The organism is Eubacterium sulci ATCC 35585 (assembly GCA_001189495.1).
Classification (GTDB): domain Bacteria; phylum Bacillota; class Clostridia; order Peptostreptococcales; family Anaerovoracaceae; genus Eubacterium_B; species Eubacterium_B sulci.
This window is the reverse complement of sequence record CP012068.1, coordinates 1322172-1339984: the sequence shown is the minus strand read 5'-3', so window position 1 is coordinate 1339984 and position 17813 is coordinate 1322172. Positions and strand designations below refer to the sequence as shown.

General features: G+C 39.6%; 17 protein-coding genes and 1 pseudogene. 17 read left to right on the top strand and 1 reads right to left on the bottom strand.

Translation table 11 applies throughout. The annotated features are described in order from the left end of the window. Nucleotides 1–147 precede the first annotated feature (147 nt). The 5 genes and pseudogenes from ADJ67_06230 to ADJ67_06210 all read left to right on the top strand — a co-directional run bounded on the left by ADJ67_06230 (nt 148) and on the right by ADJ67_06210 (nt 3371). Nucleotides 148–831 carry a branched-chain amino acid transporter AzlC gene (locus tag ADJ67_06230; GenBank protein AKT47271.1) on the top strand — a complete coding sequence of 228 codons (684 nt, stop codon included), beginning with the start codon at nt 148–150 and terminating at the stop codon, nt 829–831. Beyond that, nucleotides 821–1150, top strand: a complete 330-nt coding sequence (locus ADJ67_06225; protein AKT47270.1) for a branched-chain amino acid permease — start codon at nt 821–823, stop codon at nt 1148–1150. The genes ADJ67_06230 and ADJ67_06225 overlap by 11 nt, the downstream gene beginning before the upstream one ends. 43 nt (nt 1151–1193) lie before the next feature. After that, nucleotides 1194–1676, top strand: a complete 483-nt coding sequence (locus ADJ67_06220) for a prolyl-tRNA synthetase (GenBank protein AKT47269.1) — start codon at nt 1194–1196, stop codon at nt 1674–1676. Nucleotides 1677–1823: 147 nt separating this feature from the next. Further along, the gene (locus ADJ67_06215) at nt 1824–2750 is read left to right on the top strand and encodes a 4Fe-4S ferredoxin (GenBank protein AKT47268.1); all 927 of its coding nucleotides are present in this window, start codon (nt 1824–1826) and stop codon (nt 2748–2750) included. Nucleotides 2751–2921: 171 nt separating this feature from the next. Next, a pseudogene (locus tag ADJ67_06210) lies at nt 2922–3371 on the top strand (hypothetical protein). Nucleotides 3372–3420: 49 nt separating this feature from the next. On the opposite strand, the gene ADJ67_06205 reads toward ADJ67_06210, so the two are convergent. After that, entirely contained in the window at nt 3421–4869 is a 1449-nt protein-coding gene (locus tag ADJ67_06205; GenBank protein AKT47267.1) for a hypothetical protein, read from the bottom strand. Between the two features lie 192 nt (nt 4870–5061). Here ADJ67_06205 and ADJ67_06200 point away from each other — a divergent pair, with 192 nt between their 5' ends. The 12 genes from ADJ67_06200 (at nt 5062) to ADJ67_06145 (ending at nt 17799) form a co-directional block, all read left to right on the top strand. Continuing rightward, a complete protein-coding gene (locus ADJ67_06200) occupies nt 5062–6363 on the top strand; it encodes a hypothetical protein (GenBank protein ID AKT47697.1) in 1302 nt (433 codons plus the stop codon). 239 nt (nt 6364–6602) lie between these two features. Then, nucleotides 6603–6896 (top strand): hypothetical protein, encoded by a 294-nt coding sequence (locus ADJ67_06195; protein AKT47266.1) that lies wholly within the window; start codon nt 6603–6605, stop codon nt 6894–6896. Nucleotides 6897–7033: 137 nt separating this feature from the next. Continuing rightward, complete coding sequence (locus tag ADJ67_06190) at nt 7034–8530, top strand: hypothetical protein (protein ID AKT47265.1); 1497 nt, start codon at nt 7034–7036, stop codon at nt 8528–8530. After that, nucleotides 8530–9699, top strand: coding sequence for an alanyl transferase (locus ADJ67_06185; protein ID AKT47264.1), 1170 nt, complete (start codon nt 8530–8532; stop codon nt 9697–9699). The genes ADJ67_06190 and ADJ67_06185 overlap by 1 nt, the downstream gene beginning before the upstream one ends. Before the next feature lie 31 nt (nt 9700–9730). After that, the gene (locus ADJ67_06180; GenBank protein AKT47263.1) at nt 9731–9964 is read left to right on the top strand and encodes a cytochrome C552; all 234 of its coding nucleotides are present in this window, start codon (nt 9731–9733) and stop codon (nt 9962–9964) included. Continuing rightward, nucleotides 9964–11154 carry a hypothetical protein gene (locus tag ADJ67_06175; protein AKT47262.1) on the top strand — a complete coding sequence of 397 codons (1191 nt, stop codon included), beginning with the start codon at nt 9964–9966 and terminating at the stop codon, nt 11152–11154. The genes ADJ67_06180 and ADJ67_06175 overlap by 1 nt, the downstream gene beginning before the upstream one ends. Before the next feature lie 191 nt (nt 11155–11345). Continuing rightward, nucleotides 11346–12470 carry a hypothetical protein gene (locus ADJ67_06170; protein ID AKT47261.1) on the top strand — a complete coding sequence of 375 codons (1125 nt, stop codon included), beginning with the start codon at nt 11346–11348 and terminating at the stop codon, nt 12468–12470. 261 nt (nt 12471–12731) lie between these two features. Beyond that, nucleotides 12732–14249, top strand: coding sequence for an inosine-5-monophosphate dehydrogenase (locus ADJ67_06165; GenBank protein AKT47260.1), 1518 nt, complete (start codon nt 12732–12734; stop codon nt 14247–14249). A 64-nt stretch (nt 14250–14313) separates the two neighbouring features. Further along, a complete protein-coding gene (locus ADJ67_06160) occupies nt 14314–15858 on the top strand; it encodes a GMP synthase (GenBank protein AKT47259.1) in 1545 nt (514 codons plus the stop codon). A gap of 273 nt (nt 15859–16131) precedes the next feature. After that, nucleotides 16132–16911: a multidrug transporter gene (locus tag ADJ67_06155; GenBank protein ID AKT47258.1), complete on the top strand. Its 780-nt coding sequence runs from the start codon at nt 16132–16134 to the stop codon at nt 16909–16911. Between the two features lie 136 nt (nt 16912–17047). Beyond that, nucleotides 17048–17539: a phosphoribosylanthranilate isomerase gene (locus ADJ67_06150; GenBank protein ID AKT47257.1), complete on the top strand. Its 492-nt coding sequence runs from the start codon at nt 17048–17050 to the stop codon at nt 17537–17539. A 14-nt stretch (nt 17540–17553) separates the two neighbouring features. Continuing rightward, the gene (locus ADJ67_06145; GenBank protein AKT47696.1) at nt 17554–17799 is read left to right on the top strand and encodes a hypothetical protein; all 246 of its coding nucleotides are present in this window, start codon (nt 17554–17556) and stop codon (nt 17797–17799) included. Nucleotides 17800–17813 lie beyond the last annotated feature (14 nt).

Below are 17813 nucleotides of genomic sequence, written 5' to 3'. Positions count from 1 at the left end.
AGATAACAAAGTGAATTATAGGGGCCAAATTCCGAATCTATTGGAGTTTGGCTCTGTTTATTTTTTTAACTTTTTTTCTAATTTTACGAAGTGTATTTTTGTTTTAGAATCCTTGTTTTTATAGTTTTTTGATGATACGATATAACCATGAGTAGGGAAGCTTTTAAGACAATTTTACTACGCACATTGCCAATAATGACAGGCTATGTGGTATTGGGAATAGGCTTTGGAATTATGCTCAATCAAGCTGGTTACGGCGTTGGATGGGCTATTTTGATGTGTCTTGTTGTATTTTCTGGAACCATGCAGTATGTGGGTGTTGGTCTTATGGCTAGCGGTGCTTCTATTTTGACTACTCTCATCATGTCTCTTGCTATCAATGCAAGATATTTGTTTTACGGGCTTTCTTTGATTGACAAATACCGCGGGAGTGGATGGAAGAAGCCATATCTAATATTTTCTATTACGGATGAGACCTTTGCAATTCTGTGTTCGAGCACGGTTCCACATGGGATGAAGCCTCACAACTATTATTTTTCAGTATCACTTTTAAATCACATTTATTGGATATTTGGATGTGCTGTAGGCACTATGATAAACACTGGCTTTAAGCTTGAGCTTAAGGGCGTTGACTTTGCGCTAACAGCTTTGATTATATCTATTTTTGTTGATCAGTGGAGAAGCTGCAAAAAGCATTTTCCTGCGATTTTAGGTGTTACGATTACAATTGTCTGTCTATGTGTATTCGGTAGGGAGAACTTCCTTCTTCCGGCACTACTTATTTCAGTTGCAGCTTTGCTAGCGGGAAGGCGGTGGATAGATGAACATTGATCTTTATTCACTGGCACTTGTATCCGTTATGGCCTTTGCACTTTTATTTCTTAGGGTATTTCCGTTTCTGGTTTTCAGGGGCAAGGAAACTCCTATGCTCGTAGAGTATCTTGGCAAGTATCTGCCATATGCAATAATGGGTATGATGGTGGTCTACTGTCTTAAGGAGACGAAAATCATGGGACCCTTCCATGGAATTCCTGAGCTAATAGCCATAATCGTAACCGTGGCGATGCAGCTTTGGAAGAAGAATAGCTTGCTAGCGATAGTGTTTGGAACAGGGACTTACGTGATACTTGTAAACTATGTGTTTATTTAAGTTAACTTTTATATTTGTTGGGTAATTAGATTCAAGGGAGGATATCATGAAGAAACACGAAAAGACTAATGTGATGAGAATTCTCGACCAAAAGAAGATAGATTATATCAGTCACAGCTATGAGGGAACTGGAGCTGTAAGCGGAGTTGAAGTCGCTGAGGCATTAGGGCAGAACCCTGATTTTGTTTTCAAGACTCTTGTAACTGAAGGAAAAAGCAAGGAGCATTATGTATTTGTTATACCTGTTGCTTCAGAGCTAGACCTTAAGAAGGCGGCCCATGCAGTCAGTGAAAAGAGCGTTTCTATGATTAAATCAAAGGAATTACTTCCGCTAACAGGATATATTCACGGGGGCTGCTCGCCTATAGGAATGAAGAAATTTTTCAAAACTGTCATAGATGAAAGTGCACTTGGATGTGAGAAGATAGTTTTCAGTGCTGGCAAAATTGGGTATCAAGTAGAGATGAGCCTAGATGAGCTTTCCAAGGTGATTGCTTTCAGCACGGCAGATTTAAAGGAAAATTAGGATGAAGAAACATAAGAATTTGATTATAAGTTCGCTTCTTGTGTGTTGTTCACTTGCTATGATATATGCAGGTGTGATGCGCGATGAGCATCTTTCAGTTTTACAAAAGGCGGGACAGATATGTCTTGAATGCATAGGTATTGGATAATGAGACTTTTTAATAGGGTAAATTACTTTTCAAAAGGCAGAGTAGGAAGGTCTGAAACCAAAAGAACTCTGCTTCAATTTGTTTTTGCCGCTATGGCAAATCCACATTTTAAGGGATTTTTAGATGGAAGAATATATAATGGAAGCAGTAAGGCTGTTTGCGTTCCGGGGCTAAACTGTTACTCATGCCCTGGTGCTGCGGGTGCCTGTCCTATAGGCTCTCTTCAGGCCATCATAGGCTCGCCAAAGTATATGGTCTCACTTTATGTTATGGGACTTTTGATGTTATTTGGCACGCTTTTGGGCAGACTGGTATGCGGTTTTCTATGTGTCTTTGGACTTGTGCAGGATCTACTTTTTAAGATTCCAACACCAAAGTTTAAGCTGAGTAAGGCAGTTGATTCCAAACTTAGATACCTTAAATATGTGGTTTTGATTGTAATGGTAATCGCACTTCCGATGTTTTTGACAAATAGGATTGGAATAGCACCACCATATTTCTGCAAGTATCTATGTCCTGCTGGAACAATAGAGGCAGCTTTTCCGCTCCTTGCAAAGAATCCGTTTTTGAGAGAAACCATAGGGCATATTTTCTTCATAAAGCTATCTATTTTGATAGTTGTAGTTCTATCATCAATATTTGTTTATCGTCCGTTTTGCAAGTATCTTTGTCCGCTTGGTGCGATTTACGGCTTGTTCAACAAGCTAGGCATATTCAGACTTGAATTTGAGAAATCAAAATGTGTAGACTGCGGTCTCTGCGAAAAGAGCTGTAAGATGGATATAGATGTGAGAAATAAGCTTAATTCGGCAGAGTGTATAAGGTGCGGCGCCTGCATCAAGGCATGCAATCATGGAGCGCTTGATTCACTTATAGGGCTAAAGACAAAGGGAAGTTTTGTAAATAAAAGTGAGAAAAGCTCATAATATGGGTAAAGGTAATAAAAAGAGGAAAGGGAGCAGCAGACGCTGCGCTAAGGTATATTGATGAATAAGAAAAAGATTTTAGTTCTTTTAGCTACACTAGTAATCTCGACAGCTTTGGCAGCCTGTGGAAACAGTGATGGTGGTTACACTACAGGAGATAATAGCAAGGATGGCAGAAGTCAGGTATCACAGGGTGAGCTACAGAGCATTCCTGATTTCTCAGCTGAAGATATAGAGGGAAATAAAGTTGATAACAGCATTTTTAAGGAGAATAAAGTAACTCTTGTAAATGTTTGGGCAACATGGTGTGGACCTTGTGTAAACGAGCTTCCAGAGATTCAGAAGGTTTATTCTGAACTTAAGGATCAAGGTATAGGAGTTGTTGGTATAGTTGCTGACGGTAATGATGCTAAGGATACAGCAAAGGAACTTATTGAACTTGATAGCCTAAAATACAAGATGATTATTCCTGATTCTAATCTTGAGAAAAAATTGATCTCAACACTGAGAGGATTTCCAACAAGCTACGTAGTTGATAGCGAAGGCAAGATACTAGGCATGAAGCTTGGAGGAATGAACGCAGAAGGTTTTAAGGCGTTTATAGAGCAGTACGCAAAATAAGAAAACAGAGCTATATGTGTGAATATAGCTCTTTTATAATTTTTGATGTTTAAAGCTCTTTGACTCCGCCGAGCTTTTCTCCGTAGATATCCTTGAACTCGTTCATATCAACCTTTTCTCCTAAGCTTCTCTTCTCAAGAGCATTGCAAATTCTGTTATATGAGCTCTTGTTTATCGGATGTCTTAAGAATACTAGGCTTACTGCTATGAATATGAGACCTGGAATAATGGTTGAGCAGTAGCCAATCCAGCGAACGGTTAGCTCGCTTTGTACTGTAAGCTCATCCTTGAAATTTGCAAACTGAAGTATAAGGCCAAGGAATTGGGTTCCTATAGCGCTTGCAAGTGACTCTGAGAGAGCCTGAGTTGAGATAACCTGACCAGAATGATGACTTCCTGAAGCAAGTGCTTCTGCCTCACAAACATCGTAGAGCATGGAAGGCATGAGCTGCCAGTAGCAGATGTTTGCAATAGTGTAGAAAACGCACATGATGCAGCATGCAGCAAAGCTCCTTATATCTAGGATTCCCATGATGATAAGAAGCGTGCCGGAGGTGAATATCCCTATCCTGAAAACTCTAGTTTTATCACTTTTGGCAGATAGCTTTGATATAAAAGGTGCAATAAGTGCACCAGAAATTGCAATCACAACTAGCGCAAGTGATGATTTAGTAGCACTTAAACCAAGCCTGTAGTTAAAGTTATAGACAATTACAGAGCAGAAGAAAATATCAGCAATAAGATATAGCATGCTTGCTGAAACTATGAATTTAGCAGGCTTTAGCTTGATTATCTCAAGGTATTCCTTGAACATAGCCGTGATTTTCTTTGCAGTAAAAATTTTCTCGCGATGAGAATTCTTCTTGAAATTAGGATTATCGCTTATTTTGATACTAAATGCGCAGTAGAGCAGGGCTATGCAGCAGAGTACGCCTATCAAAGTGCCCACGGCTGACCAAGCATGAGTTTTACTAAGTCCCAAATCCATGAAAGCTGAAACTAGAAATACCGGCATTATCATACCGATGACCATACCAAACTGATTTCCGACATATGCGTAGGAACGAAGTTCGGTTCTCTCGTCGTAATCGTCGGTAAGCTCAGAACCCCAAGCAATATATGGAACGAAGAACATCGAAAAAGCCTGCCAGCAGAGCAGTGTCATTATCATGTAATAGATGAACCTCGCATGTGTATTAAAATCAAATGCAGTAAATAATAGGGAAACTGTAACAGCAAGCGGAATTGCTGCTATAATAAGAAAAGGTTTGCGTTTTCCGTACTTAGTCTCTATGTTATCGGAAACAAATCCTGTAATAGGACCGCAAAAGGCCTCCCAAATTGGACCAGCAGCTGCGATGGTACCAGCAAAAGCTGGCTCTATACCTGCTACTGATGTCAAGAAAAATAATAGATAGGTGCCTATCAAAGTATATATAGCATGGTCTGCGGCACCGCCGATTCCATAGGAAAATTTGGTATGGAATCCAAGTTTCATTCTAACACCTCCTAAAGCCTTATGATAAAATTATAACATCATATTGAAGCTTTATCAAAGAGCAAGAAAGCCTAATGTAAAGACGTCAAAAGCTCGCAGATGCGGCAAAGGAAATCCAAGATGCAAGATAAACAAAAAATAGATAATTTCATAGATATTAGAGCAAGGCTATCAAAGAATGCCATTACGGCTATGGAAAGGCTTGAGGAAGCTGGTTACGAGGCCTATATAGTTGGCGGCAGCCTAAGGGACATTCTAATGGGCAGGGAAGTCCATGATTTTGATGTGACAAGTTCGGCTAGGCCAGATGAAGTCATGAAAGTTTTCTCGGGCTTTAAGGTGATACCTACTGGGCTTAAGCATGGGACAGTAACCGTTTTGATAGAAGATGAACCAGTAGAAATAACAACTTTTCGTAGTGAATCAGGATACTCAGATGGCAGGCATCCTGACAGAGTGAGCTTTGCCAAAAGTGTAGAAGATGATCTAGGGCGCAGGGATTTTACAATGAATGCAATGGCTTGCAGGATAAACGGAGATATCGTCGATTTATTTGGTGGGCAGAACGATATAGCAAATAAACTGATTAGAACGGTTGGCGATGCTAAGGAGAGATTTTCTGAGGATGGGCTTAGAATTCTCAGAGCAATAAGATTTGCTGCTGTGCTGGGTTTTGAAGTTGAAACTAACACAAAAGATGCCATACACCAGATGGGCTATATGATAGAAAAGGTGAGCGAGGAGCGCATAGTGTCAGAATTTAATAAGATTATGCTTTCGGAAAATCCTAGCATATACCTTAGGGAATACAAGGATATTATTTGTATTTTCATACCCGAATTTGAGGCTTGTATAGGTTTTGATCAGAAAAACCACCATCATGTCTACGATGTGTTTGAACATACGCTTAGGGTAGTGGATAATACGCCACCAAAGCTCAGCCTCAGACTGGCTGCTTTGTTTCACGATATATCAAAACCTATATGCTTTGAAATCGGAAGCGATGGTGAAGGCCATTTTTACGGACATGCGAGCAAGAGTGCTGAGATGGCAGAGAATATATTGAGGCGACTAAAATACGATAATGTAACAATTACAGATGTTTGTCAGCTAGTAAAATACCATGACAATCAGATAGAAAACAGCGATAAGATAATCAAAAGGATGCTTAGAAGACTGGGGGAGGAAGATTTCTTTAATCTCCTAGATTTGAAGAGGGCGGATAATTACGGACAGTCAGAGGAGTTTAGATACAGGCAGGACATCTTGCAGGAGCTTGAAAGAAGTGCAAGGAGGATACTTGAGGAAAATGTATGTTTTTCACTAAAAGACATGGCTGTCAAGGGAAGTGATTTGATTAAACTAGGTATGGCGCAGGGGCCAGAGATTGGCGAGGTGCTTGAGATGCTTTTAGATAAGGTGATTTCGGGTGAGATAAAAAATGATAGACAGGAACTTATCGCTTGCTTAAAAGACACAGGTGCGATAGAATAGAAGCCTTACAAGACTTTGCAATAAAAGCCTTAATACCTAAGAAATACCAAAAACGTAAGATGCCACATAACAGGTATGTGGCACTTTGTATGACTTATATTATTTATTAAGGAGTGTACTTGTCACTTAGACTTGAAACATTCTATAAATAGTATACAATATTATAAGCATTAGTAAAACGCAAGATTATTATATTTTTGATGAGTAATACTAATCATCAAAGTCACATAGGAGGAAAAATGATAACAGGAAAGCAGAGAAGCAAGCTAAAGTCCATAGCAAACGGACTTAATGCAACAGCTAGCATAGGTAAGAGCGGAGTTACTGATAATGTAATCAAGGCAATAGACGACTACCTAGCTGCAAACGAGATAATAAAGGTTTCTATTCAGGAGGGGGTTGAGATAGACCCTAAAGTGGTATGTAATGATTTGGCTGAGAAACTTAACGCAGAATTCGTTCAGGCCATAGGAAGAAAATTCGTCCTATATAGAAGAGCAAGGGCTAAAGATAAAAGAAAAATTGTACTTTAGGTTAAAAATCTTACGATATTTTTAACATAGTTTTAACATAATTTTAAACATCACCCTAGACCCATTTTAAGGGGGTTTTTTGTGATATACTAGGTACAAGCTAATATGGAAAATAGTTTTGAGATATTGGAGACGATATGCTGATTTTAGATAAAATACGCAGACATGTTAATAACACGCCAGATGCAATTGTAATGATTTCTGCAGAGCAGAGCATGACCTATGCTGAGCTTTGGGAAAAATCAGGTAGGCTTGCGGCAGAGATAGAGAAGATACAAGGAAGTGACAAGGCACCAATTATGGTCTTTGGGCACAAGGATCCTTTGATGCTAATTTCATTCATTGCATGCGTGAGATCAGGAAGAGCATACTGTCCAGTCGATGTTTCAACTCCAGTGCAGAGGGTTTCAGATATAGCTGAGGCTATCGATAAGCCACTAGTGCTTGCAGTAGAGCAGGGACACTGCCTAGAAGGTAAGGCCAAGATAATAGAAAGAGATGAGATTAATCAGCTAGCATGCGATGCGAACTTAGAGATTGCAGAAGAGCTAGAAGTCTCAGATGAAGATACATACTACATAATATTCACATCAGGAAGTACCGGAAAACCTAAGGGTGTTGAGATTTCATGTGGAGCACTTAGCAGGTTCACAGACTGGTCAGCAGGCCTAGGCGGAAGTGAAGCGGATAAGCAGGGAGCTAGATTCCTAAATCAGGCACCTTTCTCATTTGACCTTTCGGTTATGGATGTATATACAGCACTTGCTACGGGCGGATGTATTTTCTGCTTAGATAAGAAATTACAGCTATCAATGGCTGATATGCTAGCCGAGCTAGGCAAGAGTAAGGTTAAATACTGGATATCAACACCGTCATTTGCCGACATGTGTCTCGCAGATAGAAGCTTTGATGAAAATCTAATTCCTGAGCTAGAAAACTTCCTGTTCTGTGGCGAAAAGCTCACAAATAGAACTGCCGAAAAGCTGATGGAGAGATTTCCAAAAGCAAAGGTAATAAATACTTATGGACCTACGGAGTCAACGGTAGCTGTAACTGATGTAGAAATCAGTAAAGAAATGGCAGCTTCTGAGAAAGATTTACCTATAGGCAGATGCAAGCCTGGCACTGAGATTCTTATAGATGAGAATAACGGAGAAATAATAATCAAAGGCAATACAGTAAGCAAGGGCTACTTTAGAGATGCTGAAAAGACGGCGAAGGCCTTCTTTGTTGCAGAGGATGGGGAGCGCTGCTACAGGACTGGAGATGCGGGACATTTTGAAGGGGATATGCTCTATTACGGAGGACGAATAGACCTTCAGGTTAAGCTCCATGGCTACAGAATTGAGCTTGGAGATATAGAGAGCAATCTGGTCAAAATGGAAGAAATAGAATCTGCTGTAGTTGTTCCAAAGATGCAGGACGGTAAGGTGAAATATCTGCAGGGCTACGTTGTGAGCCACTTTGATGACAAGTCAAACGCACAGGTTAAGAACATAAAGGCTTTTCTAAAGCAGTTCTTGCCAGAATACATGGTACCTAAGAGAATCATATTTATTGACAATATGCCTCTTACTGCAAATGGAAAGGCTGACCGCAAGAAACTAACTGATCTTATGGAGGGAAGAAGCTAATGACATTATTTGGAGGATCGTACTTCTTCTACATAACTTTAATGCTTGCAATACCGACGATCGTACTCGGATGTCTAGGAAAGAATCAGAAATACTACGGATTCCTAGTCAGCCTCCTGATGGTTTACCTGACCATGAAGGATTCACCGGTTGCAATAGCATACATGGCTGCTTACTGCGTATTAGAGCTACTGATAGTAAAGGGATACCAAATAATATGTACACGCGGAATCAAGAGCAATAAGTTATATTATCTATTTATAGCGCTTTCTTTGATGCCGCTAGTAATATGGAAGATTACATCGTTTACGGGTTTAGGCAAGGGCATATTTGCCTTTATCGGTCTATCGTATATGAGCTTCAAGTCCATACAGATGATAATCGAGATTCACGATGGACTTATCAAAGAAGTAAGCACCTTCGAGTTCATATACTTTTTGATATTCTTCCCAAGCTTGCTATCGGGTCCGATAGAAAGAAGCAGGGACTTCCACAGAGATCTCACTGAGGTTCCAGGAAGGGAATCATACATTGAGATGGTGGGAGATGGACTTATGAAGGTCTGTCTAGGAATGGTATATAAGTTTGTGCTAGCAGCTGGACTATATCAGGCACTCATATGGCTAGGCAGAGGAGATAGAATACCTAATCTAATCGTTTACATGTACTCATACGGTGGATATCTGTTCTTCGACTTTGCGGGATACAGCTTGATGGCTGTCGGCATAGGATATATCTTCGGAGTAAAGCTACCAGACAACTTCCGCAAGCCGTTTATAGCAACAGATATGAAGGACTTCTGGGATAGATGGCACATAAGCCTTTCATACTGGTTTAGAGATTTCATCTTCTCCAGATTCATGATGAAGGCTATCAAGGGCAAATGGTTTAAGAGCAGGCTCACAGGTGCATCGGTTGGCTTTATAATAAACATGGGAATAATGGGTGTCTGGCACGGACTAGATTCACAGTACATAATATACGGTCTATACCACGGCATACTTTTATCGATTACTGAGGTATACCAGAAGAAATCCAAGTTCCATAAGAAGCATAAGAAAAACAAGTTATACAAGTTCGTAAGCTGGTTTATAACACTGAACCTAGTAATGTTCGGATTCCTGATCTTCTCAGGAAGACTTAATCAGCTATTTACGAATCCGCAATAGTTATAAATTTGATATATAGAGAGGTAAAAAAATGGAAGAGAAAGTTTTAGATTTACTAGTTGATCTTTGTGGAGATGAAATCGTAAGAGAAAATCCAGATATCAATCTACTTGATGAGGAGCTTATCGACTCACTCGATTACACAGAGCTTTTAGTTAACATTGAGGAAGCATTTGGCATTGTAATGTCACCATCTGAGTTCACAAGAGAGCAGATGGATACACCAGCAAAGATTATTGAGCAGGTTAGAGCGAGACTTAAATAATGAAAAAAATTAAAGCATTTTTCATTGCACTGGCAAGCTTTGCCGTAGTAGTACTGATACTGCACTTCACTCTCGCAAGAAGTTTAAGTAACAATAAGGGTTTCGGTACTTGGGTAAACTTGTACAAGGATTTATCATACAGTGCAATTTCAGACAACATAGGTAAGGACACCGTTATGATGATGGGATCCTCTGAATTCCAACACGGAAGAAATAGCAAATACCATCCAACTAAACTTTTTAGAAAGATGGGTGTAGATGTAATGTGTATAGGCGCTGCCTACAACCAGAGTCTATCTCATGCTATTACGCTTGGCTCCGTATCGGAAAAGATGAAGGGTCACAAGGTTGTTCTGCTTCTGTCACCAGCATGGTTTGATAATCAGGGTGTTAAGAAGGATGCATTCTCCGTTAGATTTTCAGAGACGCAGTTTATCGCTTTGATGCAGAATCCTAAGCTATCCAAGGATCTTAAGAGGAAGATTGCTAATAGAACGATAGAGCTCCTAGAAAACGATAAGGGCACTCGTGCAAATGTTGAGATGTACGCAAACTACTATATTAATGGCAAGCTAGGTCCAGTAAATAGAGCGTATATCAAAATGAGAGAGGATTTTCTTAACGAGAGAGAGCGCATAAATATCAACAGCACATGGAGGCTCAAAGGCCAAAAGGAATACGAGCAGTTTATGAAGAATGTTGATGGTAAGGCTCCAAACTGGGAAGAATACAAGAAGCAGGCTGATGCGCAGTACTTTAAGAACGCAACAAACAACCCTTACGGAATAATCAACAGTACTTATAATAAGAAGTTTGCTCATGTCGACAAAAGTGGCAAGAACAAAATGAAGGAAAGGCGGTTCCGCAAGGACTCGCCCGAATACAAGGATCTTGAGCTTTTCCTCGAGGTCTGCAAGGAGTCGGACATAGATGTAATGCTTGTTCTGCTTCCAATCAACGGTAAATGGTATGACCACATGGGCTTTAGCAAAGATGCTAGAAGCGTACTTCCAGGTCAGATCAAAGAAGTTGCTGACAAATATAATGTAAAATGGTATAGTTTTTATAACGAGGATTATACGGCAGGATTTTTACAGGACGTGTTCCACCCTGCTGGAAAAGGATGGACTGAGATAAATGAAAGGGCTTACAAATTTTTTACAGAGAAAAGCAGTAGCAATCAAAAATAGGGTATCGAAGAACTGTCTGATGTATGCAGGAATATTCTTCGGAATCATGGTAGGGCTTTACCTGTACATGATATTTGCAGGCATGGCTAAGGCCCCTAATTTTACATACGCTGAGTTCTAATAAAATTGCTTTTAAACCGACATCGCTTGATGCCGGTTTTTTCAAAATACGATGTTAAGGGAGAAGGAAAATGAAATCAAAGTATGTAAAGCGCTTGATACTCCTAGTGACTTTGGTGGTTGTTTTGCTCGTTTGTATATTTGCTTTATCTAAGGCACAAAAGGATACGAGTAAGCAAAAGACAGAAGAAATAAAGCAGAGCGCTTCAACATCAAATACTATTGAAAGCAGCGATTTCAAGTTAAGTGAAAAGGAACTTTTAAAGAAGTATCCTGAGTCTGCTCATCTTTTGATAGGCCTAAAGGGAAGCGAAGTAACCCTTGTCAAAGAGGGAGAGGAATACATCGAGCCAGGTGCCTATGCTTTAGATGATAGAGTGGGTGCTGTAACTAATATTAAAATCAAGGGAAAGGTCGATACCTCAAAGCCAGGCGAATACAAGCTAGAGTACATTGCTAAGTACGACAAAGCGGCAAGTAAAGCTACACGTACGGTCAAGGTTGTCAAGGCGGATAAATTTGATGCAAATAGTAGCGGTATTCCTGTTTTGATGTACCACTATGTTTTTTCTGAGGATGACGCACCAAGCAAGCTGGATTCTAATTTTATCCTTAATTCGGATCTAGAAAAGCAGCTTAAGTGGCTAAAAGATAATGACTACTATTACCCAAGCTTTGCAGAGCTTTCAGCATATATCGACGGCAAGCATTCACTACCAAAGAAAAGTGTTATTTTGACCTTTGATGATGGACAGGTTGGCTTTTTAAACTACGGCATTCCTCTACTTAACAAGTACAAGGTTCCGGCGACAGGCTTCCTCATCGGAACTAGATATGGTCCTGATATAGTCAAAGCTGACCGCAGTAAATATGTGTGCTACCAGTCGCATTCCTACGATATGCACAGAGCTGGTGGAAATATAGGACACGGTGGAAGAATCAGCGCTATGACTCTTGAAGAAATAGAGGAAGATCTAAATATGGCAATTGCCATGGTAGGAAACAAGGATGCATTTGCATATCCTTACGGTGATGTTACTGAAGACGGCAAGAAGGCTATAGAAAACTGTGGAATTGACTGTGCCTTTACGACACAGTACGGCAAGGTCGAAAAGGGAGACGATAAGACTGAGCTTCCTAGAATAAGAGTCTTGGGTCAGGCTGGTCTAGAGGGATTTATTTCATCTATCAAATAGTATTTGAATTTTGATGCACAAAAACTGATAGTAATATGATTTTCGGAAAAGGATTTGTTTAATACTACTAAATTATTTGGTGTACTTTGTTGGTTGTAAACACATAAATATAAGCGTTTAAAAATAATGAAAAAAACGCCTAGATTTGGGTAAAAAGTCATTGTAAGAGCAAGCAAAAAGGTATAAAATAGTCTGCAAAAGTAAAATTATGTTAGTATTAGGTGAGAGTGTTTTATATATAGATAGAGAGGAGATTCAAGCATGGCGCAGTTTATCGATGAACCATCAAGAACGTTTAATGAGTACCTTTTGATTCCTGGCTTTACAAGCAAGGATTGTACTCCAGAAAATGTTGATTTATCAACACCAGTAGTTAAGTATAAGGTAGGGGAAAAGCCATCGATACGTGCAAATATTCCTCTAGTTTCAGCGGTAATGCAGGCCGTATCAAATGACACTATGGCAGTTGCGCTCGCTAAGGAAGGTGGAATCTCTTTCATATTCGGCTCACAGTCAATCGATAATCAGGCCGAGATGATTCGCAAGGTTAAGTCGTACAAGGCTGGATTTGTAAGAAGCGACAGCAATCTTCGTCCAGACCAGACTCTTGCAGATGTTCTTGCTCTTAAGCAGGAGAGAGGTCATTCAACAATCGCTATCACAGAGGATGGAACTCCTTCAGGTAAGATTGTTGGTCTTGTTACAAGCCGTGACTACAGAGTTAGCAGACTTGACAAGAGCACTAAGATTAGCGAATTCATGACTCCATTTGAGAAGCTAATTTTCGCTAAGGACGGAGTGACTCTATCAGAGGCTAATGATATTTTATGGGAGAACAAGCTAAACGCTCTTCCTATTATAGACGAAAACCAGAGACTTACACACTTCGTATTCAGAAAGGACTACGACAGCCATAAGTCAAATCCTAACGAGCTTTTGGATGACCATAAGCGTTACATAGTAGGTGCTGGTATCAACAGCCGTGACTATGCAGAGCGTGTTCCTAAGCTTATCGAAGCTGGTGTAGATATTCTTTGTATCGACTCATCTGAGGGATATTCAGAATATCAGAAGGATACTATCGGCTGGATTCGTGAGAACTACGGGGATACAGTTAAGGTAGGTGCCGGAAATGTTGTCGATGCAGAAGGTTTCAGATATCTAGCAGATGCTGGTGCTGACTTTGTTAAGATTGGTATCGGTGGTGGATCAATCTGTATCACTAGAGAGCAGAAGGGTATCGGCAGAGGTCAGGCTTCAGCGGTAATTGAGGTTGCTAGAGCTCGTGACGAGTATATGAAGGAGACAGGAATATACATCCCAATTTGTTCAGATGGCGGTATCGTTTACGATTACCACATGACACTTGCACTTGCAATGGGAGCTGATTTCATCATGCTTGGTAGATACTTTGCAAGATTTGATGAATCGCCAACAAGCGTACTCAATATCAACGGAAACTACGTTAAGGAGTACTGGGGTGAGGGCTCAAACCGTGCAAGAAACTGGCAGAGATATGACCTAGGTAGTGAAAACACCGACAATAAGATGAAGTTTGAGGAAGGCGTTGATTCATACGTTCCATATGCTGGATCACTTCACGACAATGTAATGCTTTCGCTAAATAAGGTGAAATCTACAATGTGCAACTGCGGTTCGCTCAGCATACATGAGCTGCAGTCAAAGGCAAAGATTACACTCGTTTCTGCGACATCCATCGTCGAGGGTGGTGCACACGACGTAATTTTGAGAGATTCAAGTCAGAACGTCTTGAGATAGATTGCAAGGTCGGCGGGCAAATATGCACTGCCGACTTTTATTTTATAATTTAATGGAGAAATAGATGAAACAAGAAATGATAGTTGTCCTTGATTTTGGAGGTCAGTACAATCAGCTTATAGCGCGTAGAGTCAGAGAGTGCGGAGTTTACTGCGAGGTTCTATCCTATCAAACTCCGATAGATGAGCTCATCGCAAAGGAGCCAAAGGGTATAATCCTAACAGGTGGTCCTAACAGTGTTTATGATGAGGCATCGCCTCATTATGAGAAGGCTTTGTTTGAGGCAGGTATTCCTATTCTTGGAATCTGCTACGGAGCGCAGCTTATGGCTTACTCGACAGGAGGCAAGGTAGAGACTGCAACAACGAGTGAATACGGTAAGACGGACGTAAATGTGACATGCGATAAGAGTCTTCTGTTTGGTGGTGTCGAAAACGAGACTGTAGTTTGGATGAGCCACACAGATATGATTACAGAGGTTGGGGAAGGCTTTGCTATAACAGCTCATACTGACAAGTGCCCAGTTGCTGCCATGGAAAATGCAGAGAAGAAGCTCTATGCAGTTCAGTATCACCCAGAGGTTACTCACAGCGTTAAGGGACAGCAGATGCTATCAAATTTCGTTTACGAAGTTTGCGGCTGTAAGGGCGATTGGAAGATGGCTGACTTCACGAGAAACACAATAGAAGAGATAAAGGAAAGAGTAGGTGACGGTAAGGTTCTATGCGCACTTTCAGGAGGTGTGGATTCTTCCGTTGCAGCTGTTCTTCTATCAAAGGCAGTAGGTAAAAACCTAACCTGCGTATTCGTTGACCACGGACTCCTCCGCAAAAACGAGGCTGAGGAGGTTGAAAGAATCTTTGGTGAAGAAGGTGACTATGACCTTAACTTCGTTCACGTAAAAGCGAGCGAAAGATTCTACGAAAAGCTTGCAGGTGTATCAGAACCAGAAGCAAAGCGTAAGATTATAGGTGAAGAGTTCATCAGAGTATTTGAGGAAGAGGCTAAGAAGATAGGCGCAGTTGATTACCTTGTTCAGGGAACAATCTATCCAGATGTTATTGAGAGCGGACTAGGTAAATCAGCAGTAATCAAAAGCCACCACAATGTAGGAGGTCTTCCTGACTACGTTGATTTTAAAGAAATCATAGAGCCACTTCGAATGCTTTTCAAAGACGAAGTAAGAGCAGTAGGTCTTGAGCTAGGTCTTCCAGAGCATCTAGTATTCAGACAGCCATTCCCAGGACCAGGGCTAGGTGTGAGAATCATAGGAGAAGTAAGCGCAGAGAAGGTAAAAATTGTTCAGGATGCAGATGCCATCATGAGAGAGGAATTTGCCAAGGCAGGCCTTGATAAGAAGGTAAATCAGTACTTTGCAGCGCTCACAAACATGCGCTCAGTCGGAGTAATGGGTGACTTCAGAACCTACGACTATGCAATTGCACTTCGTGCAGTAACAACATCAGACTTTATGACAGCAGAAGCAGCAGAAATCCCATGGGAAACCCTGCAGCTGATAATGAATAGAATCGTAAATGAAGTAGAACACGTAAACCGCGTATTCTATGACCTAACGAGCAAACCACCAGGAACAATTGAGCTCGAATAACAGAAGTAAATATGTTACTGTTATAAAAGGCTTAAAAATACAGGAGTTGAGCGGTTTTGATGTAGTAAAATTCTCTAAATGATACTGTTTTGATACTAAAAGTAAGAAAAAGCAGGTCTGAAAGGGAGTTGTTGAATTAAGCGAGTTTCACGAGCGATACTTATTTAAATGGCAATAATGTAGATAAATTGCTTAAAAAGCCTTCCATCATTTTGGTGGAAGGCTTTTGTAGAAATAATGGGTGAGATATTTGAAGTTGTGTAGGTGATGAATATGATATTTCATGAATTTGGTGATAAAAATTTTCCACATATATTATTGATACACGGTGGAGGTAATTCCTGGTGGAATTATCTTCGGCAGGCTCAAATGTTATCCGATAAATACCATGTAATTTTACCAACACTTAATGGTCATGGAGAAGAATATCAAAAAGATTACATTTCAACTGAAGATTCTGCACTGCAAATTATGGATTATATAAAGAATAATTGTGATGGGAAATTGTTTGCTGTGGGTGGCGTTTCTCTGGGGGGTCAAATTGCAATTGAGTTATTGTCATTAGATAGTGATATAGCTCATAAAGCAATAATAGATGGGAGTATTTGTATTCCTCAACCTAAATTAGCAAGAATTAGTATAGTTATTGTAAAGTTATTTGGAAAACTTATGTTTAGCAAAGTGGCATGCAAAATCCAGTTGAGTTTAATGAAAAAAATATATCCCAATATGGCTTATCCAGAAGAAATAGAAAATTACTATATGGAGGATATGCCAAGGATTCCCATTAAAACATTAGTTACTATGTACCAAACATATATGGGAAGATATACACTTAAAAATGCTATTACAGAAAGTAAAGCACAGGTTTTATATATTTATGGTGAAAAAGAAATGAGTTGCGTTAAGGAGTCGGCTAAGCTATTTAAGGAAATGCATCCCAATTGTACTCTATATGAAGCTAAAGGTTATAATCATGGATATCTATCAGCTTATCTACCTTTAGAGTGGATGGCTTTGGTTAATCCATTTTTGAAAAACAATATTTATTAATAAAACCTAAACCTAATAAAAGAAGAACGAGAGTTAATGGAAGCCATCTTCTACAAAGAAGAAAGCCTTTTATCATTAATGGTGGGAGGCTTTTGTGTAAATATTGAACTCTAAATTATACTTTCTAGGAGAAGAAATGGGTATATTATTTAAAGAATTTAGGGACATTTGTTTATATCTAAATAAAATTGGAATAGTGCCCACGCTGATGGGTTCTTTAGGATTAGAATTTATATCAAAAGAAGATTGGGATCCATCAGATATTGATATTCACGTTATGGGAGATCGAAGAGGTTGGGAAGCTCCTGATGAACTCAGAATTTGTGATTGGGACAAAATAATGACGGTTATGAAGAAATTGGGATATGATTTAGTAGACCTTCATGAACATGAATTCCGAAAGGATGGAATTAGCGTAGAATATGGATCGATTGACTCTTTATACGATTTTGCGGGTATATATGAATCGGATATAAAACTTATTCAACTAAATGAAATAAAGTTTCGTGTACCGAGTCTAAAACAGTTTTTGAGTATTTATGAATCGTCATCAAAAGACTCATATAGAAACAATAATAATAACAATAAAGATTTTAAGAAGATTGAATGGTTGAAAAGACATATATAATTGTGGGGATGGAAATGAAAGGTATGGATGTTTTATATAAGAAACAGATTTTAACACTTACACGATTTTGGGGTGATAATAGATTATGTTTATATGCAAAAAATCCAAGTCAAATTAGTATTCCAAAAATGGAATTTGTCGGTGGACATCCTAATGAATGGTGCATATTTATTGACAATCTAACGGATAATGAAAAGACTGAGATTACAGATGTTTATGGAAACCCTATTAACTTAAAGGAAGACGAGCACAAATTTTAATATCTATTTAATCT

Bases quoted from the DNA above. Each gene is read 5' to 3' on its own strand.
- ADJ67_06230 (AKT47271.1), top strand. From the start codon at position 148: ATGAGTAGGGAAGCTTTTAAGACAATTTTACTACGCACATTGCCAATA.
- ADJ67_06225 (AKT47270.1), top strand. From the start codon at position 821: ATGAACATTGATCTTTATTCACTGGCACTTGTATCCGTTATGGCCTTT.
- ADJ67_06215 (AKT47268.1), top strand. From the start codon at position 1,824: ATGAGACTTTTTAATAGGGTAAATTACTTTTCAAAAGGCAGAGTAGGA.
- ADJ67_06205 (AKT47267.1), bottom strand. From the start codon at position 4,869: ATGAAACTTGGATTCCATACCAAATTTTCCTATGGAATCGGCGGTGCC.
- ADJ67_06200 (AKT47697.1), top strand. From the start codon at position 5,062: ATGGAAAGGCTTGAGGAAGCTGGTTACGAGGCCTATATAGTTGGCGGC.
- ADJ67_06195 (AKT47266.1), top strand. From the start codon at position 6,603: ATGATAACAGGAAAGCAGAGAAGCAAGCTAAAGTCCATAGCAAACGGA.
- ADJ67_06190 (AKT47265.1), top strand. From the start codon at position 7,034: ATGCTGATTTTAGATAAAATACGCAGACATGTTAATAACACGCCAGAT.
- ADJ67_06185 (AKT47264.1), top strand. From the start codon at position 8,530: ATGACATTATTTGGAGGATCGTACTTCTTCTACATAACTTTAATGCTT.
- ADJ67_06180 (AKT47263.1), top strand. From the start codon at position 9,731: ATGGAAGAGAAAGTTTTAGATTTACTAGTTGATCTTTGTGGAGATGAA.
- ADJ67_06175 (AKT47262.1), top strand. From the start codon at position 9,964: ATGAAAAAAATTAAAGCATTTTTCATTGCACTGGCAAGCTTTGCCGTA.
- ADJ67_06170 (AKT47261.1), top strand. From the start codon at position 11,346: ATGAAATCAAAGTATGTAAAGCGCTTGATACTCCTAGTGACTTTGGTG.
- ADJ67_06165 (AKT47260.1), top strand. From the start codon at position 12,732: ATGGCGCAGTTTATCGATGAACCATCAAGAACGTTTAATGAGTACCTT.
- ADJ67_06160 (AKT47259.1), top strand. From the start codon at position 14,314: ATGAAACAAGAAATGATAGTTGTCCTTGATTTTGGAGGTCAGTACAAT.
- ADJ67_06155 (AKT47258.1), top strand. From the start codon at position 16,132: ATGATATTTCATGAATTTGGTGATAAAAATTTTCCACATATATTATTG.
- ADJ67_06150 (AKT47257.1), top strand. From the start codon at position 17,048: ATGGGTATATTATTTAAAGAATTTAGGGACATTTGTTTATATCTAAAT.
- ADJ67_06145 (AKT47696.1), top strand. From the start codon at position 17,554: ATGAAAGGTATGGATGTTTTATATAAGAAACAGATTTTAACACTTACA.